Source organism: Nitrobacter sp. (assembly GCF_047149785.1).
Taxonomy (GTDB): domain Bacteria; phylum Pseudomonadota; class Alphaproteobacteria; order Rhizobiales; family Xanthobacteraceae; genus Nitrobacter.
The window spans coordinates 62,497-82,010 of record NZ_BAAGBE010000001.1 but is presented as its reverse complement, the minus strand read 5'-3'; the positions used below and the strand labels follow the sequence as shown (position 1 = coordinate 82,010).

General features: G+C 58.8%; 17 protein-coding genes. 2 read left to right on the top strand and 15 right to left on the bottom strand.

The genetic code is table 11. The features are described from left to right. Positions 1 to 8 precede the first annotated feature (8 nt). From ACMDCM_RS00370 to ACMDCM_RS00350, 5 genes are all read right to left on the bottom strand, one after another. Positions 9 to 1,760: a phospholipase D-like domain-containing protein gene (locus ACMDCM_RS00370; RefSeq protein WP_412771704.1), complete on the bottom strand. Its 1,752-nt coding sequence runs from the start codon at positions 1,758 to 1,760 to the stop codon at positions 9 to 11. Next, entirely contained in the window at positions 1,757 to 5,308 is a 3,552-nt protein-coding gene (locus tag ACMDCM_RS00365; RefSeq protein ID WP_412771703.1) for a DEAD/DEAH box helicase, read from the bottom strand. The genes ACMDCM_RS00370 and ACMDCM_RS00365 overlap by 4 nt, the downstream gene beginning before the upstream one ends. A 1,210-nt stretch (positions 5,309 to 6,518) precedes the next feature. Next, positions 6,519 to 6,683: a hypothetical protein gene (locus ACMDCM_RS00360; protein WP_412771702.1), complete on the bottom strand. Its 165-nt coding sequence runs from the start codon at positions 6,681 to 6,683 to the stop codon at positions 6,519 to 6,521. Positions 6,684 to 6,698: 15 nt separating this feature from the next. Beyond that, on the bottom strand, positions 6,699 to 6,974 hold the full coding sequence (locus ACMDCM_RS00355) for a hypothetical protein (protein ID WP_412771701.1): 276 nt from the start codon (positions 6,972 to 6,974) through the stop codon (positions 6,699 to 6,701). A gap of 351 nt (positions 6,975 to 7,325) precedes the next feature. Continuing rightward, a complete protein-coding gene (locus ACMDCM_RS00350) occupies positions 7,326 to 8,582 on the bottom strand; it encodes a hypothetical protein (RefSeq protein WP_412771700.1) in 1,257 nt (418 codons plus the stop codon). A gap of 845 nt (positions 8,583 to 9,427) precedes the next feature. Between ACMDCM_RS00350 and ACMDCM_RS00345 the strand changes: the two genes are divergently transcribed. Then, positions 9,428 to 10,384 carry a hypothetical protein gene (locus tag ACMDCM_RS00345; RefSeq protein ID WP_412771699.1) on the top strand — a complete coding sequence of 319 codons (957 nt, stop codon included), beginning with the start codon at positions 9,428 to 9,430 and terminating at the stop codon, positions 10,382 to 10,384. A 256-nt stretch (positions 10,385 to 10,640) separates the two neighbouring features. Beyond that, on the top strand, positions 10,641 to 11,066 hold the full coding sequence (locus ACMDCM_RS00340) for a hypothetical protein (RefSeq protein WP_412771698.1): 426 nt from the start codon (positions 10,641 to 10,643) through the stop codon (positions 11,064 to 11,066). A gap of 323 nt (positions 11,067 to 11,389) precedes the next feature. On the opposite strand, the gene ACMDCM_RS00335 is transcribed toward ACMDCM_RS00340, so the two are convergent. From ACMDCM_RS00335 to trbK-alt, 10 genes are all read right to left on the bottom strand, one after another. Continuing rightward, positions 11,390 to 12,172: a hypothetical protein gene (locus ACMDCM_RS00335; protein WP_412771697.1), complete on the bottom strand. Its 783-nt coding sequence runs from the start codon at positions 12,170 to 12,172 to the stop codon at positions 11,390 to 11,392. 37 nt (positions 12,173 to 12,209) lie between these two features. Next, positions 12,210 to 13,475: a three-Cys-motif partner protein TcmP gene (locus ACMDCM_RS00330; RefSeq protein WP_412771696.1), complete on the bottom strand. Its 1,266-nt coding sequence runs from the start codon at positions 13,473 to 13,475 to the stop codon at positions 12,210 to 12,212. 39 nt (positions 13,476 to 13,514) lie between these two features. Next, positions 13,515 to 14,294, bottom strand: coding sequence for a phage Gp37/Gp68 family protein (locus tag ACMDCM_RS00325; RefSeq protein ID WP_412771695.1), 780 nt, complete (start codon positions 14,292 to 14,294; stop codon positions 13,515 to 13,517). A gap of 95 nt (positions 14,295 to 14,389) precedes the next feature. After that, positions 14,390 to 14,542: a hypothetical protein gene (locus ACMDCM_RS00320; RefSeq protein WP_412771694.1), complete on the bottom strand. Its 153-nt coding sequence runs from the start codon at positions 14,540 to 14,542 to the stop codon at positions 14,390 to 14,392. A 218-nt stretch (positions 14,543 to 14,760) separates the two neighbouring features. Next, on the bottom strand, positions 14,761 to 14,988 hold the full coding sequence (locus tag ACMDCM_RS00315) for a DUF2274 domain-containing protein (protein ID WP_412771693.1): 228 nt from the start codon (positions 14,986 to 14,988) through the stop codon (positions 14,761 to 14,763). Next, on the bottom strand, positions 14,985 to 16,199 hold the full coding sequence (locus ACMDCM_RS00310) for a TraB/TrbI/VirB10 family type IV secretion system protein (protein WP_412771692.1): 1,215 nt from the start codon (positions 16,197 to 16,199) through the stop codon (positions 14,985 to 14,987). Before ACMDCM_RS00310 ends, ACMDCM_RS00315 begins: the two co-directional genes overlap by 4 nt. Further along, on the bottom strand, positions 16,199 to 17,218 hold the full coding sequence (gene trbG, locus ACMDCM_RS00305; RefSeq protein WP_412771691.1) for a P-type conjugative transfer protein TrbG: 1,020 nt from the start codon (positions 17,216 to 17,218) through the stop codon (positions 16,199 to 16,201). The genes ACMDCM_RS00310 and trbG overlap by 1 nt, the downstream gene beginning before the upstream one ends. Beyond that, positions 17,218 to 17,904: a conjugal transfer protein TrbF gene (trbF, locus tag ACMDCM_RS00300; protein WP_412771690.1), complete on the bottom strand. Its 687-nt coding sequence runs from the start codon at positions 17,902 to 17,904 to the stop codon at positions 17,218 to 17,220. The genes trbG and trbF overlap by 1 nt, the downstream gene beginning before the upstream one ends. Next, positions 17,901 to 19,250 (bottom strand): P-type conjugative transfer protein TrbL, encoded by a 1,350-nt coding sequence (trbL, locus tag ACMDCM_RS00295; RefSeq protein WP_412771689.1) that lies wholly within the window; start codon positions 19,248 to 19,250, stop codon positions 17,901 to 17,903. The genes trbF and trbL overlap by 4 nt, the downstream gene beginning before the upstream one ends. Then, positions 19,247 to 19,513 (bottom strand): putative entry exclusion protein TrbK-alt, encoded by a 267-nt coding sequence (trbK-alt, locus tag ACMDCM_RS00290; protein WP_412771688.1) that lies wholly within the window; start codon positions 19,511 to 19,513, stop codon positions 19,247 to 19,249. The genes trbL and trbK-alt overlap by 4 nt, the downstream gene beginning before the upstream one ends. Between the last annotated feature and the right edge of the window lies 1 nt (position 19,514).

Sequence of the window (19,514 nt, the reverse complement as noted above, 5' to 3'; positions counted from 1 at the left end):
TTATTGAGTTAGAGCCGCGACCAGATCAGAGGCAGGCGCTCCGCGAGCTGCCGCGCCAAGCCTGGTCGCGATATATGTACGCCGATCTCACCAAAGGGCGCATCCGGGGGCGACGTCCACGAACACCAGTTGATGCTGGTGACGACGACGTCATCGTCGCCCCACAGAAGAAATTTCGCATGGAAGCCTTCGGAGATTCGAAGCAGGCGAACACCGCGTTCGCGAACGTCGAACGTCATTCCAGCGGCGATCGGACCACTTACCAGCCCGGCGGTGCTTCCATAGATGACAACCGGCTCGGTGCGAGCGGTAGCCGCAGCAACCTCGGCCGGGATGATCGCGTTGGCGAAGGCCGAGTTTCCGAACTTGTCGCTCGCAACCAGGAAGCGGCTCGGCCGGCTGCCGCTGGCCTCACGCAGTATCGCCTCATGCGCTTGTCCCGCGATCACCCGAGCGCGATGATGTCCGGTGCTTTCAGGCCGCCGTCGCAGCGAACGCGCTAGAATATAGAGTTCGGTCCCGATCTCCGGCTTGAATCCCGGCCGAGCCACCATCGCGCCGAAGGCCTCGGCGATTTCCGCGATGAGGCGCGGGTCTCTGAATTCGCACGACAGTTCGAATCGATCGAATGAGGTATATAGCCAATTGCAGGATCCGACGACCGCGACGTATCCCTCGTCGCCGTCGTCAGCGATAATCAGCTTGGAGTGTGAGCCGGTTGACCGGAGGTGGATACGGACCCGTTCTCGAAGGAGTTCGTCGGCGGCGATGAGCTTCGATATCTCCGCTGCCTGAAGGAACGCCTTTTCATTCGGATTGTCCGGCGCCCCAGCCCCCCAGAACAGATCGATCTTGGCGCCACGACGGACCGCGTCGCGGATTTCGTCAAGCCATCTGGTGAAGCCTCCAAGCCGCAGGAATGTCGAGTGGAGGAATATACGTCGCCTCGCTCTTCCCAGGATTCGCTTGAGCCGTTCACGATGCGCGTCACCTCCAAAAATAAGGTCATCCGCTTCAAATGCTACGGAAATTGGATCAGGCAGAACCTTTTCGGACTCATCCTGGATGTGGGATGCAACGACTACCGGCCTCACACCATCCGTTGATGCCGCAATGCGGGCGATTTCCTGCTTGAGAGACTCAGGCGCACGATCCGGCAGGTTCCGCATCGACGCGCCGTCCACGACGATGAGCATGAATTCATTCTGTCGCTCGACGAATGTGTCGCCGTCAAAGAACAGCAGCTTCTCGTCTTCACGAAGGACTTTCTGAATACGGGCAAAATTCTCCTGAGGTGTGGTCTTTGGTAGCGCGCCGCGCACCTCGATATCCCGGACGTCGATCCCCTTTTGTCGCAGCGAAAGGATGACTCCGGCGCGTTTGCCCGCAACGTCTCGTCGCGAAAATACAGTGCCTGTGATCGTGTCGTAAACGAACGAGACATTTCGCGTGACCCGTTGCTTGTCCGTTGGAATCTCCGATCCGCCCGCGACCACGGCCGCACCAAAGGCCGTCGTCTGAAATGCCGGAAAGCCGTCGATCAAGACCGCCTCAAGCAGCCGAAACCTCATCATCCGGACGATGATCTCCAGAATGACACGCCGCGGGATATTAAGATCATCGGCCAAACGCGTCGCCGACATGGCTTCGCGCGACAAGGACCACAAGACAAACTCATCAAGGGCGCTCCAGCCACGGCCTTTTTCAATCACCGCTCGCGTCGAAACCCGGCGGATCGGTATCGCTACAACGACGCTCATCGGGCCCTCCGAATCAATTCCACGGAAGTGATGATCGTCGCGGCCGGCCCGCCCCGTTGGGCCTGCTGCTTGCGCAACGCCTCGATCGTTTCGAGAAACGTCACGACAAACGACAATTCGTCTTTCGGATCCTTCGTTGCATGCCGGGAGCTTTCCCGCAGGAACTCCAGCGATCCGACGAGAACGAGTTGCTGGCGGCCCCGGCTTAGCAATACGTTCATGCGGCGCCGATCGCGCAGAAAGCCGAGCGCCGGCACCCCTGTTCTGGGATTGTTTCGAACCAGCGACACGAGGACCAGATCGGCCTCCGAACCTTGTGACGCGTCAACGGTCCCGCAAATTCGACCATTCTCGGCGAAGCCCTTGAAGCGCAGGATATCGTCCCCTTTCGCCTTAAGCGCCTCAATCTGCCGCTCGATCCGATCGACCTGCGCCCGATAGGGTGCGAGAACGGCGAGCGACGGCGCCTCTTGATCGCCAGTTTGCGGCAGCAGACGCAGTCGCTCCAGCAAATCGACGATGACCCTCGCCTCAGATCCATTGCTCCATCGAGGCCTTCCGGATTCGACCGGCGGAGCTTTTCCGGTTCGGCTCACATAGGGCATGTCGATGAAAACGAGAGGAGACGTGGGGAATCCTTCGCCAAATGTGAACGGCAGGGGTTTCGATGCTTCCTTCGTCCGGCGATCTGAAGTCTTCAACCGTCCGTTATAGAAGCAGAGCGAAATCAACTCCGCGATCTGCGGGTCCATACGATGCTGCACCAGCAATTCGCTTGAGACTGACCGCTTCGCGCCAGCGACCACGCTTCTGCGCTTTTCATCTTCTTCGACGAGGACGCGGAATGGTTCAAATGCCCGCAGCGCGGCGCGCGAGACCTGGGCGAGCGTGTCGTCATCCTCGGCGGCCTTGCGAAGCTCCTCAAGCCCCGATTCAAAAAATGTCGGCCCAATCATCTCATCCGAATTCACCAACGCATTCCGCAGCGCTGACTGATCTGAGAGGATCGAGGTCATGCGTTCGGTGTCGAACGGTGGAAGCTGATTGTGGTCTCCGATAAATAGACGCCGCCCCGACAATGAGAGCGGAGCGATCAGGTCGGGTCCTGTCGCTTTGGCAGCCTCCTCGATAATGGCCCAGTCGAATTGGGCGGATTCGTCGATCAGCCGCTCGATGTCCGCCGATGCGCTCGTTGAAAACACCAGGTTCGCCGATCCGAGGACCAATGCGGTCAACGCCCGCATTCCTTCGGCATCCCGCGCATCGCGCCGTTGGACCGTACCAAACCCGTCTTGCGCAAACGCCTTCTCAAGATCTGCAATCCCCGACTGCACGCTGAGCGGCGCTTCTGCGAAGCGATCTGAGGCACGAACGCGTTTCAAATAATCCTGGGCTGTTCGCCGGACGTCCGCCTCGGTAGATACTGCGTCGTCACGACCTGGCGAGCGGACGATAATGACATCCTCCGCGTTTCCGCTGAGCGCGCGTCGCGTCGCCTTCAGGATATGGTCGAGGGCTTGATGGCTTTGCGTTGAGACAAGGACGCGAGCCGCGGGGTCGACCGACACCTTTCGGCGCAGCACTTCACTGACAAGCTTCGTCTTGCCGACGCCGGGCGGGCCGACGACGAAGTAGCTCGGCTCGAGCGTCCATAGGTCCTCAAGAACGCCCTGCTTTGCTTCGTCCAGGTCCTCGTAGAACTCATCTTTGGCAAGAGGCGTGTCTGTGCGGCGGCTGTTGCGCCTCGGATCGGAGAACAGCGTCACGAGATCGCGTTGCTCTGCAAGCGCGCGCGTTGTTCTGAGCCGCCGTCGGATCAGGCTTTCCGTGCCGTGATCGCCATACTTTCGCAAGAACAGGCAGTCGTCCTCCGCGGGCAGCTCGAAAGCCGAGAATTCGTAGACGGTGTGTCCAGACCGGTCCTTTTCGACGGACTCGAATCGCAGGCTGACATCGCCCGCGTCCCGTCCGCCCAAGCCGCCTGAATTGCTCAATCGCCACTCAACGTCGATACCCTGGTCGTCCTTCTCGAACAGCCGGTCCATCACGTCGGTCGTGCTGCGCTCTCCGACGTTCCGAGCGACATCGTCTCTGGGCGATTCACGCGGCGCGATCTGAAGGATGACGCGTCCTCGTTCGGAACGCGTGCCCACGATCGCAACGGGAAGAATTTCGAGGACGTGCAACAACGCCTCGACAACCTGGATCAGCAGGATCGCGTGCCTGAGCGTGCGGGTCTCTGGGTCTTCTTCGTGAGACTTCTCTTTGACGAGAGAGAGCGTCCACTCCAGCGCTCCCGCCCCCAGCTCGGTCAATCTGCGGGTCGCTTCCTTGTTGTTCGAGACCAATTCGACCGGGTGCCGGATCTGCTGAATTTCGCTGTTGCCAAATGCGCGGCCCGGCTCGCGGACAATGATCGACGTGACGGTGGCAACCTGCCACGTACTAGCGCCCGAATTCGAGAACCGGCGAAGCTGATAGGACGTCGTATCGGTTATCAGAAAGAGACGCTCCGGATTGTCATCGCCGGCAGGGGCGACAATTCTGGCGCCACTCGACAGGTCGCTTTCGACGAACGACTGTTGAGCCTGGATATCATCGAAGGCTACGCTCTCTTCGCTCAGCGTATAGATTGTCTCGGCCATCTTGTCGTTTGGGCGAAACAGGAGAAGCAGACGGGATTCGCGTGTCTCGCGGTGACCGCCCAGCTCCCGCGTGAGAACCTGGACTGACCGCATGACCGATTTCGCCTCGACGACCTCTTCACGTGCAGGATCGATCATCCGGCGCAGAAGATCGATTTCACCGTCCGTCAATTCGATTGGGTTGTCCGTGTCGATATAGGGATCGGCTCTGCGCAATCCGCCCGGGTCGATGCCTATGAAGGATGCGAAGAGCGAGGCAATAGCCTTCCAGTCGTGAGCATAGGAATAAGTGAGCTGTCGGATCTTGGTCCGAACCTGTTGCAGCGGAGGGTGAACGGTCCGCGCTTCGCCCAATACCAGGCTCCATTCGAAGCCGCCCAGGCGGAAATCCGCCTCCTGCGCCCCCTCAGTAAAGACGGCATAGCTATCGATCCTGCCATGCAGAAGTCCGTGCGAGTGCAGGATGCCCAATGCCTTCGCCAGCCGACCAAGGTTCTGCCAGAGGATGACACGGTTTGCAGGAACGGACAGGTTACGCATCCAGAACCGCTTCGGCGCCGTCCTCAGCTTCCCTTCGAGAGGCATCGATCCCGGTTCATGCACGATACAAAACGTGTCCGACGTCTCGATCATCGCAACGACGCCGGCGAAAACCTCGTCGGCGCCCGGATAGCTCATGATGCGATCGACCTGGAGCCGCTCGTGGCGCCAGAGGTCGCGAAGCTCCTCATCGGCGATGGTTCCGGTCTTCGGCCAGAACTTCAGCAGTCGATCCTGCTTGGTCTTTCTATCGACCGCTTCAATCAATCCGGGTCGAAGCGCTTCAGGCTGCGGACCACGCAGATAGTCTTCCGGGAGTTCAAATAGCGTTTCCAGCGAGGGCTGATTATTCTTAGCTGCCATTACAACGCCTTCGGAATCCGGTTGCAATAATATGCTGAAAGTAAAGCAGCCCTGACTGGGAAAAAGTCGATGTCCCGGATGACCTGGCTGCTGGGCCGCATGGTTCTAAATCTCCGGCGAAGCTCTAGCATTTCTTCATGAGTTTATCGCGGATCAAGCTGAACAACTCGGCCAGCATCATGCAGGGCCTGATGATCGCCTTTCAATCGAGGGATAGGCGCTGCGCCATTTTGCTCGCGTATCGGCCCAATCGCACCCCGTCGCGCCCATGAGGAGCGACTTGATGTCCAACGCCGTGAACCCAAATGGATTGTCGCCCGCGAACCAATGGAAATAATAATTCACGAATGACTAATCGAATGGCACGTTGAGTCCGAAGAAGGAGCTTCCACATACTCGACAAAATCCTAGCGTTCGTCAGGCGATCGCCCTCGACGAGCGCCGGCGGATGTCCAGGCTTTATAGCTGGAAAGAGCCGCAGACATTTACCCATAATCGCTTCAGCAAGATCAATAACAGCAACGAGCAGGCCATTAAATAAGTCTGGAAAGAAGCGGAAGCCCATTTTCTTATGTTGCACCGGATTTTACGAGGGATTCTCACCGATCGTTGTCTGGAGCATGGTTAGCGCTCGAGTGGCTGCCGAAAGCCGACTCTTACAAGGAGTGGGCTACGCGCACTTCGCGATCCGGATATTATTTGCCACGGGCCGCGCCGCGGTTCGTGCAGGAGAATGCGTGGATTCATGAATCGGTTTTTCAACGTATTCACTCGATCCCGGCTTATCGTCCGAAAATTCTGCCGAAGCAATATCGAATCGTCCCGCTCGCGATCGGACCGGCAGCACGACCGGCGAACGGATAGATCCTGAATCCCGGAATTTCCGATGAATGCACCTGCCGTATTGCAACAATAGCAGCGCGCCGTAAAAGTCGCGCAGCTAAAACCACACCCGCCTTCGCAGACCATAGGATTTCTGCACCGTTCAGCACGCGAGACCTTGGCACAGCACCGAGATGCGTGGCAATAATCGAAGGTACTTTTCCCGTATGTGCCTGCCCCTCGCCCCTCCTGCATCCTGAGCGCCACATCGTCGCGCTTCCAGCTGATGAGCTGGAAAAATTCGCGCGCGATGGGCGTTGCTGAAGAAGGGCTATTTCGAGGTCGAACGGTTTTCCGGCGCGGGCGACATGGGCCGTGATGTCGTCGGCTACCCGCCGATGCGCGACACCGGGAAGATCGGTGTTCTTAGATCGATCTCAATCTCCGAGACGAAGGGCTCCATAGAAACGCCGGCGTCATACCCCTCGAATTGAACGCCGGCGGCCTTCATCACTTTGAAAACACGGCAGACGGCGGGGGTGAAGACCGGCATCAAATCCAGATAAATCTAGCTTTCGGGATAGCGAGCGCTCAAGCCCTCTTGGCGGATTACTGCGAGCGCAAGACTTTCGATCAGCATGAACCTCTGCTCCGCCCTTTTGGGAATCATGAAGGCATCGAAGTGCGGCGATGCGAGTTTTGGATCGAGTCGCGCATCAAGATCATCCAGCAGGATAAGATAAAATGGCTCGTGCGAATGGGCGCACCATGAAGCGTGGGATAGGTTGCCAAGAGGAAGGAAGCGCCCAACCACCGCCAGGGGGCGTTGTCGAGAAACAGCCATGAATAGAGGCTACGGGACAGGGGATGATTACGATGGATGCTGATCGCTCCTCAATGGTGTTGTTGCCGGTCATTCGCGTCATTCCAGTCTAACATCCGCCCATCATGATCGATGATGCCTGCCGATCACGGTCTTACAATTGAAAGTAAGCGGAACGATCTGACGTACGCAGGTGCGACTGTCGCGTCTGCTTCCCGAATCAGCCGCACAGTCCAGTTGCTTTCGGGTCAGCATTCCCCCACATCGAGCTACCGCGATCGGGCGCGTTCCTGTCTAATTCGAACTAGCCGGAAGCGGCGCGCCTGGTTTCGGCTGATAGGCCGAAGTCCTGCGGCGTTCTATAGCCTCAGATTAACGATCCAAACCGCCCTTCCTCACCTGCTCCACCCAGTCCAACACCCCATCGAACACCTCGTCTTTCACCCTGACCCAGCCGCTCGTCTTCACACGCTCGACCATCGTTTCCAGAGCTCGGACAAATTCGGCTTCTGATTTGAAGCGGTGCGTGAAAGCATGAAACGAATTATAGTCCATCACCATGCCGCCACCGTTTAGACTCGCGAGCTTTCTGCAAGCGGCCGCGTAGGCTTTGCCCTCGTCGTCAAACAGCTCTTTCACGATCGCGAGCCCGATCACCCGGCGTTTCCCCAGCGAAACCTCCACATCGTTGTCGCTAACAACCAACTTCGCCGTTGTCGCGCGCTCAAGAAAGCGAGCGGCGCCGTTGATCTGCCTTATCGCGTCATCGATCTGGCTATGTGTGGAGCGCCGTTTCCGCTCAAGCGTGCGAGTGATTCCCGCTTCGGTAGTCGGGCTGTCCTTGGCTTGGATGAGGATCGCCAACTCATCCGTCAAAACGAGGTGGTCCAGGATTTCCTTGAAGGTGTCCTTGCGCCTCGGATTCATCATGATCTGTTGCGGCTCAAAAGCACGCAGCAGGCAGGCCGAAATGTCTCGCTCCTGATGATAGCCTGGATCGGTTCTCGCAAGGGTATCGCGACGGTATCCCGAGCCGCCTTGATAGCCGTTCATTTCCGGTGTCATGTCGAGGACGAATATATCTTGAGGCGCGAGCTCCTCCTTGAACACCGCCTGGATAGCGCATTCGTCGTCTTCCTGAGTTCGGGTCCCAAACCAATCATTCAACACGCCATGGATGCTCTTCACCGTCTCCGGATGGTATCCAAGCAGGTGAATGTCCTTATCGCCGATCAGGCAACTGCCGTTATCCTCTACGATCGTCCTAAAGCTCATCCACTCGTAATTGTGCTCATCGAAGAAGTAGATATCGACTTCATCATATTTAAGGATTTCAATAATGCCTCGTGAGAAATCGTCGTCGCCGAACAGCGGAGTTCTGATAGTCAACGGCTCGTCATCATCATCGAAAAACGCCGTGATGAGCGACGTGGTGGTGAGGGTCGACGAGGGAAGCGCGGGTAGATAAAACGAGATGGACCCGTTCATCTTGGCGGCCAAGATCGCCTCTTTCTGCGTCTTGATCACCAGCGAAAGCTGCTCATCATCGTGCAATCGAACCGGCATCAAACCGCCCGCGAACTTCGCAATCTGTGGTCTCACCTCTGGATGGAGAACGGTCAACCGCATCAGCTACCCTTATCACCGTAGTAATTTTAGTAGTATATAGGAACGACGTCGCCAGCTTCCTTGAGACGACTGCGCCAGCGGATCGCGCTAGCCGCGCCAATACCCTAACGCTCGGCGGCCCGCCGACGGGACAAGCCATCGTCAATCGCGGCGACACCCTTTGGCGAAGATCAACGGAAAGCGCCCTGGTCATGCATGCTGACCTCTCTCGCCAGCATCCAGCTTGAATCTGACTCGCGCCGTTTTGGGAATCCCAACCGATTCATTCCGGTCGGAAAATGCTCTAGGAGGGACTGAGAGAGTTGGGTCAGAAACCCAATCCGCAGCTCGTGTATCGTCAATACTCGTCGAGTGCCCCCAGCACGAGTTCCGCCGTAAGCGCGCTGCTATACTGCTGTTGCTTGTTCGGAATCTTTCCCTGTTCTCGGACCGCTCGGACGATGATGGCATCTTTCCAAGGAAAGTACCTAGTCGCGATCAAGCTGCCGTGCAGGAGACTCTGAATGTCTTTTTCGGCTCGACGCTACTCTACCATCTGACACGGCAATGGATTCTTGAAGAGGGAGCGTTTCGCTACGACTTTCACTGGCTAACCGGCCGTCGAGAAAATGACGACCTAGTCGCCTGGGCAAAGGCGATGTTCGAAGCTACATTCGGAGCTCATCCTGATGAATTCGAATTGGTGGCCAGTACTGCACCTGATTCTCGTCCCACAACGTGAGTGAGCCTCGATGCGATTTCATCCGTCGGCTAGGCGCAAGCGATTGCCGCCCCTGTGCGACGAGCCAATAGCAGGCCTACGGCGGCCAACCTTAACTGGAGGCCGAGCTAACGGCTGAGACAGCATGACGGATATATTTGAGAACGCAATTCACTCTATCCAGATGGGAATCGAGGACTTTCAGTCCAACGACGAGCGTCGGCCGGTCAGCGCGCTGCGGAATTTTTACGCGGGTGTGCTGTTGCTCGGGAAACAGTGTCTTCTGAATGCTGCGCCTGATGCGGATCCGATGAACGTTCTCGCCTCGAAATTCGCACCGGTCTTGAACGACGACGGCGATCTCGTCCACCAACCGAAGGGATTTCAGACGATTGACCTCGCAGAATTGCGCGAGCGGTTTAAGGCCTTTCGGCTGACCTGGCCGGCCGGAGAGATCAAGGATTTACAGAAGCTCCGCAATGAATTCGAGCACTATCACTCCGAAGCTCCCAAAGACGCGATCCGGCAGGCGATCGCCTCTTGCTTTCCATTGGTGGAAGGGTTCTTCGCCATCCTCGATCGGTCGCCGAAAACAGAGCTCGGAGATGCCTGGGATGTGATGCTCGCGGAAAAGAAGTTCTTTGAGAAGTTGAAGAGCGAATGCGATGGGTCGTTGAACGCGATCGCGTGGTGGCATGAGATAACCGAGCGGTCGGAGATCCGCTGCCCGACGTGTGGCTCGTCGCTACTTTATCAAGAAGACGCCAACAATAGTGATCCTGCCGAGATCAAGGGACGATGCAAGGCCTGTGGCGATAGCTTCTCGGCAGAACAAACAGTTGAACTACTCGTCGAAACACAGTTTGGAGCCGACGACTATATGGCTGCGAAGGACGGATCGGAACCGGTCATTCATGACTGTCCGGAATGTTCTAACTCCACTTATGTTGAGACCGGCGATACGGTGAAGTGCTTCTGGTGTGACTACACCATCAGCGGAAGCTGCGCTCGTTGCGGCACGTCGCTCGGTGTTTCAAACATGTCAGTAAACAACTCACAGCTCTGCGATTACTGCGACCATGTGATGTCGAAAGACGATTAGGCCCCACTGACTAGTGCCGTTTGTCATTTCTTAGAGTTTTCGCGACTTAAGCCACAAAGCTTCGCCCGAATTGCGTACAACAACGGACGTCGACGGCCGCGGGCGTCAGAGCAGCAAAACGCCAAGAACGGACCTGATCTCGCAACCGCGAAAATCTGAATGCGAGATCGACGCAACAGCCGGGATACTAAAAATCTCCCGTTCTGAGCGAAAGGCTTTAAAAGGACTACTCTTTGATTTCGCGGGGTGCGCAACGATGGCAACTGAAACAAACACAAAGCTGGCTTCTGCGAGACAGATCCATGCCGCCATGAACCTCCATGCAGCAGGGGAGCAGGAATGCGCCATAACCCTCGCGGCGGCAGCCGAAGGAATGCTTGTCGAACCGGATGAGCCCGCATTTCGCCAAAAGGTAAAGGACTTCGCCGCCACCCTCCCCGAGGCCGAGGGCTCGCAGAAACCAAACGATTTCATCAATTGGCTCAAGCACGGAACCTATAACGGCAAGAAATGCGATACAGCCACGATAGACGACATAGAAGCGCCCGTGACCATCTGGCGGGCGATCACGAAATTCTATGCTGTGTACAAAGCCGTCACGCCAGAGATGGAGAAGTGGCAGCAAACGATGAAGCAGAAGCTGTCGGCCGAAAAAGTGGCGCGAGCAAACGGCAATTGTTAACTCGGTGGATGCGGTACCCGCAGTCTAGCGGTGATTGACAGGGAAGGGCTTTACGGCGGGCTAATCTATCCGGCGACATGTAAGTGCGGCGCGAGAAATCGTTTGGCCCGATCGAAACCCAGACGAAATCATCGTCATCAAACGAGAACTCAGAATCGATATTGGCTTGCCTGCCCGGATCACGACATTCGCATTAAGAAAAACCCGACGTGGCGGTCATCGGCCATTTCAGAAATTCTCGCGAGAAAAACTCTTACATGTTCACGTCGCAAATAAGAATCCGTATCGCCGATTGCCTCATCGTCCACGCTATCGCAGACGTCCTAGTCCAACTTCTCCGCCGGAAGGTTGGCGCTCGCCAGCAACTGATCATAGAGCCGACGCTTCAAACGCAACTCCCGAAGGTCCGTTGCCACAACTTCAGCGAATTTCTTGATCGCCACTGACGCCTCATCAATTCGGGCCGGCAGATCTTCCCGCGCTTTGTTCTCGGCTGCGTCAATCTTCGCCCGATCGTCGTCGGAGAGATCGTACTCCGGGTCGTCGGCGTAGACAGATCCATTGTATTCTGACATGCACTTGCTGAGCCGCCCGAGGATGTCGATGAGGTTTTGACGGGCGGCCGTTATCTCGGCAGGTCCGAAGTTTCTGTCTTGCCGTCGAATTAAGCGGTCGCGGGCGCTGTCGACCGTTTGGTTCATATCCCATACCCAGTGAGGAAGCACCCCATGGTCATCCTCACGTTCGTAGTAGCCACGGGCCAGTTGTTCAGACAGTTTTTGAAACGCGGCCAATTCTGGCTTGAGCCAATTTTCCAACCGTTTTTCACGATCTGCGTGAACCTGCTGCAAGGCGACGGCGGTCTGCACCGATGACAGCTTGAGCTGCTTCAAAACAGGCTGGACGCTAAGCCAAGCAACGAAAATCGCGCCAAACATTGCGATCAATGTCTGGTAGCGGGAGAACCACCATTCGAGACAACCAAATTGAGCATCCTTGATCTGCTCGCAACCACCATTGAAGGTGGCGCCATAGGCAAAACCCAATACAAGCGCCAGGACGGCAGCGGCTGCGACCAGGGCGAGCGTATTCCGATTGTCCGCCATTCGGGCACCAATCGTTATGCGAGCACGAAGGCACGCGTCATTTCTTCCCTCTCCTGCTTTGATTATCAAAGAAGATCGGAAAGAAACTTCGCTGCTGTTTCAAGCGCAGGATGTCGCTGGTCTTGATCGTGTTGGCTCTGCGGCGCTCGCCGCCGCCTTGTTCAGTGATAACCTCCAGGTCGGGGTTCTCGATGATCGCTGAACTGATGTCGAGCATGTGAGCCGGGGTCGCGTTGTAGATGCTGGCGTAAAACTCCCCGACCGGAATGGCATCGCCGTAATTTGTGATGAGCCGTGGAATATCATCGTGAAGCTGCTTTTTGGCTTCCGCCCTTCCCGCCGCATCGAACACATAGAGCATACTGTCGGCTTCACTTGGGTCGTAGGACAGCATGTGCAAACCGGACCGGCCAAAATGTGCCTGGGCGCTGCTGTTTTGATGCAGGATATTGTTGTATTCCTGACGTGCGCGAACCGAATTTGCGAAGTGGATAAGCCAATAACGCCATCCGTCCGGATTGTGGATGGAAAACGGACTGACGTAGTTCGCGCATCGCCGAAACGACTCAAAGACGATGCGTTCCGCTGCGCCAAGCCAGGCGTCCTTGGTCATCAAACCATCGAGCTGCGATAGATCATCAGGACTGACGCCAAACGGCGCAAGCTGCTTGGCCAGCGCGGCCCGATCCGTCTGATGCAAGAACGTCAGCAACGTCTGGATGCCGAATGTGTAGAAGATTTCAACCGACGTGAACGACGCGACAATGTCGCCAATCGTGTTGATTTCAACGCTGCCTGTTCCGCATTGATCCAGGTTGAAAAGGACGTTGTGATAGCTGCCGCGTTCCAACAGTTGCTTCACTTCGGGATAGAGCTCGTCGAACTTCTCATTTCGATACTCGACGCGAAGGTGGAGTTTCGGCACGTTCTCCTTGATTTCGGCGACAAACGAAGCGGCATTCGTTTTCAACAGCTCGACGGTCTCTTTGTCGAAGTCGTTCAGGATGAACAGGCATTCGATGTCGAGCGGCGACATCCCCTCGGCCTGACGCTTGATGTTGAATTGCTCCGTCGCGATACGAAGCTCGTTTATAAAAATCAGGGGAGACCCGGGACTGCCGCACTTGTATCGGCCGCCGCCCGCAAAACCATCGACAATGGCAAGACGAAACCGGGACTGCTGAGGAAGCTGGCAGCGCACAGCCAGATAGCGCGCGACGTATTCGCCGATGACCTTATGCTTGCGTCTTGAGTGCTCCTCAAGAATCGCGCCCGTGACCCATGAATACGGTTTTTTCGACATTCGCCCCCGAATGAATCCTGCTATCCAGAGGCGTCATTCTCAGAGCGCGAGCGAAGCCTCCGGCATTTCGTCCCAGACCTGATCGCGATATACGCGCCCATTGGCCTTTTTGGAACGACGCTTGTTGTCTTTCCCCCATGTCCCCCACTGCTTAAAGAAGAACGCGGTGTTGTGCATCGCACACCGATCGAAGATTTCATCGATCCATTCTTCACGGATCGGGCGGGCCGATCTTCCGCTCTCTCCTCCGACGATGGCCCAATGCATGTCGTGAAGATCGACCGCCCCCACCGGGCCGATCAGCGGCTCAAAAGAGATAAAACGGATCGCCGCCGGAACGGTACGCAAATGATCGATGCGCTCGACGACGTTGGCGTTCTCGACGCTGGTGCCGAGCCATACGTTCGGCAGAACTTCGCCGATCTTGGAGCGAACCAGCGCTCCCATACGCTCGGGACGCTTGGTGAGGATCTGATAGTGATGATAGGGTGTGGCACGCATCACAGCCCACACTTTCAGGATGAAGGCGTCCGTCACCCGATCATGAAACAGGTCAGACATCGAGTTAACGAAGATTTTTCGCGGCTTCTTCCAGCGTAGCGGAATGTCCAAGGCAGCCTTGTCTTCACGGACTACGCCGTTCCAAACGGTTCGTTTTCCGCTGCGGCGCGTCAGTCCTTTATATTTCGGGACATTCATCGCCTGAAGTCGTCTCGCCATTTCCATGGCGTAGCAATTCGTACAACCAGCGCTGACGATGGAGCAGCCAGCAACCGGATTCCAGGTGGCGTCGGTCCATTCAATTTGTGTCTCGGCCATGACCGTTCCCACATCGCGCTGTCGATCGTTTATCGATCACAGTCAATACCCGCTTAACCGTTAAGATCGGGTTGGAAGGCGCCGGTCGCAGGCGGCTAGCCGTTGTAACAGCGAAAGCGGCCGTATCGGACGCCCCTGATGAAGCCTTGTGAGACCTTCGCCTCCAGTCGCCACTGCACCAGAAGCAGCGTCCGGATCGTGCGCCGCGGATCACCATCGTGCTCCGCAATGGCTTGATCCACGGCCATATCAAGCCGTTCCGATTCTGAGATGGAATCGGCTCCCGCCGCTTCCGACATTGCGAGTTCCTGATGGACCTTGCTCCGTCAATGTTCCTATTTTGTTCTCATAGGTCAAGCAGCGAGCCGCGGGTTTCCGCCTAGCGGCTAATGAGAAAAAAATGCCGACACGTTCGTCGTCACCGATGCCAACGGAACGAAAGTCGCGTGGGGCTCAACGCCATCCCTTAGCGTTGAGTCGTGCATTTCTCTTTTGCGAAGCCCTTATCGGTGGCCATGAAGCGCTGGAGCATGGGCGCGACCAGCTTGGCGGGATCTGGTGGCGTGGCCTCGCCCGAGGTTCGGGCCAGAATCTCGGCATAGGCGACGAGATCGCGATGGACGGCCGCCGGCAGCTCGACGGTGATCTTGACCGGCTTGTCATCGAGAAGAGCCGAGAGTCTCAGTTTGGTCATGACGGCTCCTTGGCGGCACCATAAGGCTGCAATATCAAGTCGCGATTAACGATCACGCGGACCGGGAAACCCGGCCTGATGGTAAGCGTCGGCTGGATGTTAAGCTGTCGGCGGATGAGCTGTCGGCCGACATCGGACGCGGTGTCCTGGCTGCTCTGGCGGATCGCGCGGGCGATCTCGTTCTCGTTGTTGCTGGCGCCGATCTCGGTGCCCACGCCGAGCAAGGTCGAGAGGATCGCCGCCCTGAAGAGTTGGCCCCAATGATAGTCGACGTCATCCTCGAGTCCGGAATAGCCTTGAGCGTCCGCGCCCGGCTGCCTTTCCAAGACGATTGAGGTGCCGTTGGGCATGATGATCCGATTCCAGACGAGCAGCACGCGCGACTGCCCGAATGCGACTTGGCTGTCGTACTGGCCGATCAGTCGCGCGCCCTGCGGGATGAGAAGCTGCTTGCCGGTCGGGGTGTCGTAAACCTGTTCCGTCACCTGTGCGGTGATCGTTCCGGGCAGATCGGATTTGATGCCGGTAATCAGCGCGGCGGGGATGACGGTGCCGGCCTGAACGACATAGGATGACGCCTTCTCCTGCACGCGGTCAGGCGTGACGGTGCGTCGATCGATGGAGGCGTTGACGAAAGCGAGCTTGCGATCCTGCATGTTCTGCGCGGCGCCTGGATCGAGCGGCGGCGTCTCGGTCGGCAGCGCGAGACCCGTCGCCGGATCGACGCGGCCAACGGGGGGTGCTGCGGCTGGTGCGACCGTCGCCTCCATTCCGCGGCTATCGGTGAAGACTTTCGCCACGCGCGCGGCTTCAATCTCGGCGAGACGGCGCTGTTCCTCCGGGTCTGCTCGTGGCGTGCGGACATCCGGCGGCACGACAGGACGCCCCTCTTCCTGCGCGCGTAGGATCGGCCTCCCCAGGTCGCCCGGGAGCGCAGGGCCGAGCTTGGGGATGCCGGTGTAGTCCTTCGGCAGGCCGACCAGTCCATCTGCCGGCGTGCGGTTCTCCGTGCTGTAAAGTTCGGTTGGCGATTGGTTGGCGCGGCGGTTTGCGTCGAGCGCCCAGAACAGCGCAGCCATGATGGCGACGGCGCTGACACCACCGATCATAGTGAGCACCTTGCGCGACAGGCGCGTGACGAGCGGCTGCTCAGGACGCAAGCGCAGTTCGGCACGGACATCGCCGGGAGGCGGAGTTTGGGCGTCGGTCATCAGAACAACTTTGGGCTAAGTCCCGGCCGGCCGTCGGTGCGCACGATATGCACGCGCTTCTCGCTGTCCTTGTCGCCCAACCTGAGTTCGGCGGCGGCGAACAGACGATCGACGACGTAGTAGTTCTGGCGGGCGCGGTAGTTGACCAACTCCGAATTGCCGGACGGGCCTATAATAAAGAGCGGCGGCATCTCGCCCTGCCCGATCCCCGACGGAAACTCGATATAGACCTTGTTGCCGTCATCGAAGGCGCGCAGCGGCCGCCACGGGGCGCTGTCGCCCTCGATCTGGTAGCGAAAGTTCAATCTCGAAATATCGACGCCGGACGCGACCGGCTGCATGAGCGCGGTCTGTTGGTTCTGCCGCCGCAGCGCGATCAACTGATCCTGCGGATATTGCCACGACACCGAGGCCATGTAGGTCTTTTCTGTCGAGCGCAACTCCATATGATAGGTGCGCAGGTTGGTGTTAATGACGAGGTTGGTCTGAAGGTCCGGCCGCGTCGGCTTGACGAGGAGGTGGACTTGGGCGGTTTGCCCGGACCCGCTGAGCGTATCGCCAACGATCCAGCGCACCGTGTCGCCGGCGGCGACGGGACCAGCGCCGACAAGCTGCTCGCCCGGCTGAAGCGCGATGTCCGTGACTTGGCCCGGCGCGGCGTAGACTTGATAGAGGGCGCCGACAACGAAGGGATAGACCTGCACGGCGTTGATGAAGCCGTTGCGCACGGGCTGCATCCGCGCAGCTTCATTGGCCAGCGCGACGCGCTTCTTGGGATCGGCCGGCTCGGGCTTGGTCTTGCCTGCGTTGACGGGTTTCAATTGGCCCGGCAGCGGCAGCGGCTTCGGTAGCTCGACCACCTTCACCGACCCGACCGGATCGGCGCTGAGCACGGCAGGCGCCGCGTCGTCGTAGTCGATGTCCGGCGGAATGAATTTGTTGGCGCAGCCAGCGAGCGCTGTCGTCGCCAGCATGACTGCGATCAGCGCCGGCGCGACATTCTTTCTATTGTCCCCCATTATCCCATCTCCTTCGACCAGTTGATTGCGTTGACGAATACCCCGAGCGGATTGGTGCGTAGCTTGTCGGCCGTGCGCGGCTGCTGGATCACGACAGTCAGAATGGCGGTCCAGCGTTCGGTGCCGGAGAGCTGGCCGTTCTCGTAGCGGCGCTCCAGCCAAGCGATGCGGAAGCTCTCTGGCGACGCGCGAATGACGCTCGATATCTCGACCGCGATTTGCTGCTTCCCGACCTTCGTGAAGGGATCGTTGCCCCGCGCATAGTCGTTAAGCGCGATCGCGCCGCGATTGGTCGTGTAATCGTAGGCACGAAGCCAATTCTGCCGCACGATGACCGGATCGGCCGGAATGCTGCGCACCTGCTCGATGAAGCGCGCCAGATGCCATGCGATCTGCGGATCGGTCGGCCGATAATCGGAAACGGCGGACGCCACCGCCTGCGCTTCGCCGAACTTGTCGACCTGCACCACCCAGGGAACGACGGTGCCTTGCGTCGATTGCCAGACCAGCGCCGCCGCGAAGCTGCCGGCGAGCGCTAGCGAGCCGAAAGCCATCAAGCGCCAGTTTTTGGCCTGCACGCGGGCGGAGCCGATACGCTCGTCCCAGACCTGCGCGGCTTTCAGATACGGGGTCTCGGGTTCGGGCGTGCGCGCATAGCGCACCGAAGGTCGGCGAAAGAGATTCATTTGTGGTCATCCTGATGAAGGGAAACGGACATCGAGCCGCCGCCGTGATCGCCGGAGCGCACGGCATGGGCGGCGGCGGTAGCGCCGTGGCTCATGGTCTGGCTGCGCTTCATGCGCGCGGCCCAGGCCGGCGGTGCGCCAGATGCTGACGGAGATTGAGTGGCCGAAGCGCCCGCGGCCGCTGCCGGCGACGATTGTCCGCCCGTGGTCGCAGCGCCGCCGGCGGCGTAACTGGTTTTGAGGGAAGCTGCCGCACGCGACGCGGCCTGCCGCACCGGCTGGATCGCAGCGGAAGCGCCTGCCTTGGCGACGCCGCCGAGACCGCCAGCTACGGCGCCCATGCCGGCATGGCCGGATGCGCCGCCGCTATACGCGCCCGATGTAGCACCGGCGAGATGCGCGCCGCCACGCGCCGCCGCGGCCGTCATGCGTCCGCCCGCTCCGATTGCGGCGGCGCCTCCACCCAAGGCCGCGCCCGCTCCCATGACGCTCGCCGCCCCAATGCCTGCGGCGGCAAGGCCGGTGCCGACGGCCGCCCCTGCCCCGAGTTGCGGGGCGCCGGAAACAAGCCCCGTCGCGATCCCCGGACCAAAGATCGACAATCCCATCAGCGAAAGCGCACCGAGCACGAGCGCGAGTGCGTCGGTGATCGTCGGCGTGCCCGAGAATCCCGAGGTGAACTCGCTGAACAGGCCGGAGCCGATGCCGACGATGACGGCGAGCACGAGAATCTTGACGCCGGAGGCGACGATGTTGCCAAGCACCTTTTCGGCGAGAAAGGCGGTCTTGTTGAACAACGCGAACGGGATCAGCACGAAGCCCGCCAGCGTGGTCAATTTGAACTCGATCAGCGTGACGAAGATCTGGACCGCGAGAATGAAGAAGGCGATGAGCACGATCGCCCAGGCGATCATGAGCACCATGATCTGCACGAAGTTTTCGAAGAAGGAGATGTAGCCCATCAGGTCGCCGGCGGCCTTGAGGATGGGATTGCCGGCGTCGATACCGACCTGCGCCACGCGGCCGGGCTGAAGCAAGGTGTCAGCGGTCAGCGATGATCCGCCGGCCTTCAGGCCGAGACCGCTGAAGGACTGGAAAACGATGCCGGCGAGCCGGTTGAAATTACCGATGATGAAGGCGAAGACACCGATGTAGAGCGTCTTCTTGATGAGACGCGCAATCACGTTTTCATCGGCGCCCCAGGCCCAGAACAGGCCCGCCAACGTGATGTCGATCACGATCAGCGTGGAGGTGAGGAATCCGATCTCGCCGCCGAGCAGACCGAAGCCCGAGTCGATGTAGCGGGTGAAGGTCTCCAGAAAGCGGTCGATGACGCCCGTGTTCATGGCCGCGACCGCTCCGCATTGCCTTCAAGAAAATGACGGCGGCTGTCGGCCCATGCCTTCTTGCACCCGGCGTCGTCGAGCGCGGCGGCGCCGATCTCGCGGCAGCGGAGCAATTCGCTCGAGGCGGGCTCGCCGCTCTGCGGCTGAACCGTTGGTGCGGGCGCCTCCTCTGTCGCATCGGGACGCAGCGCGATCGCGCACGCCACCATGAGCGCCGCGACGAAGAGGACGGCAATGACCCTGGTGGCGAGCTTCCAATCCATG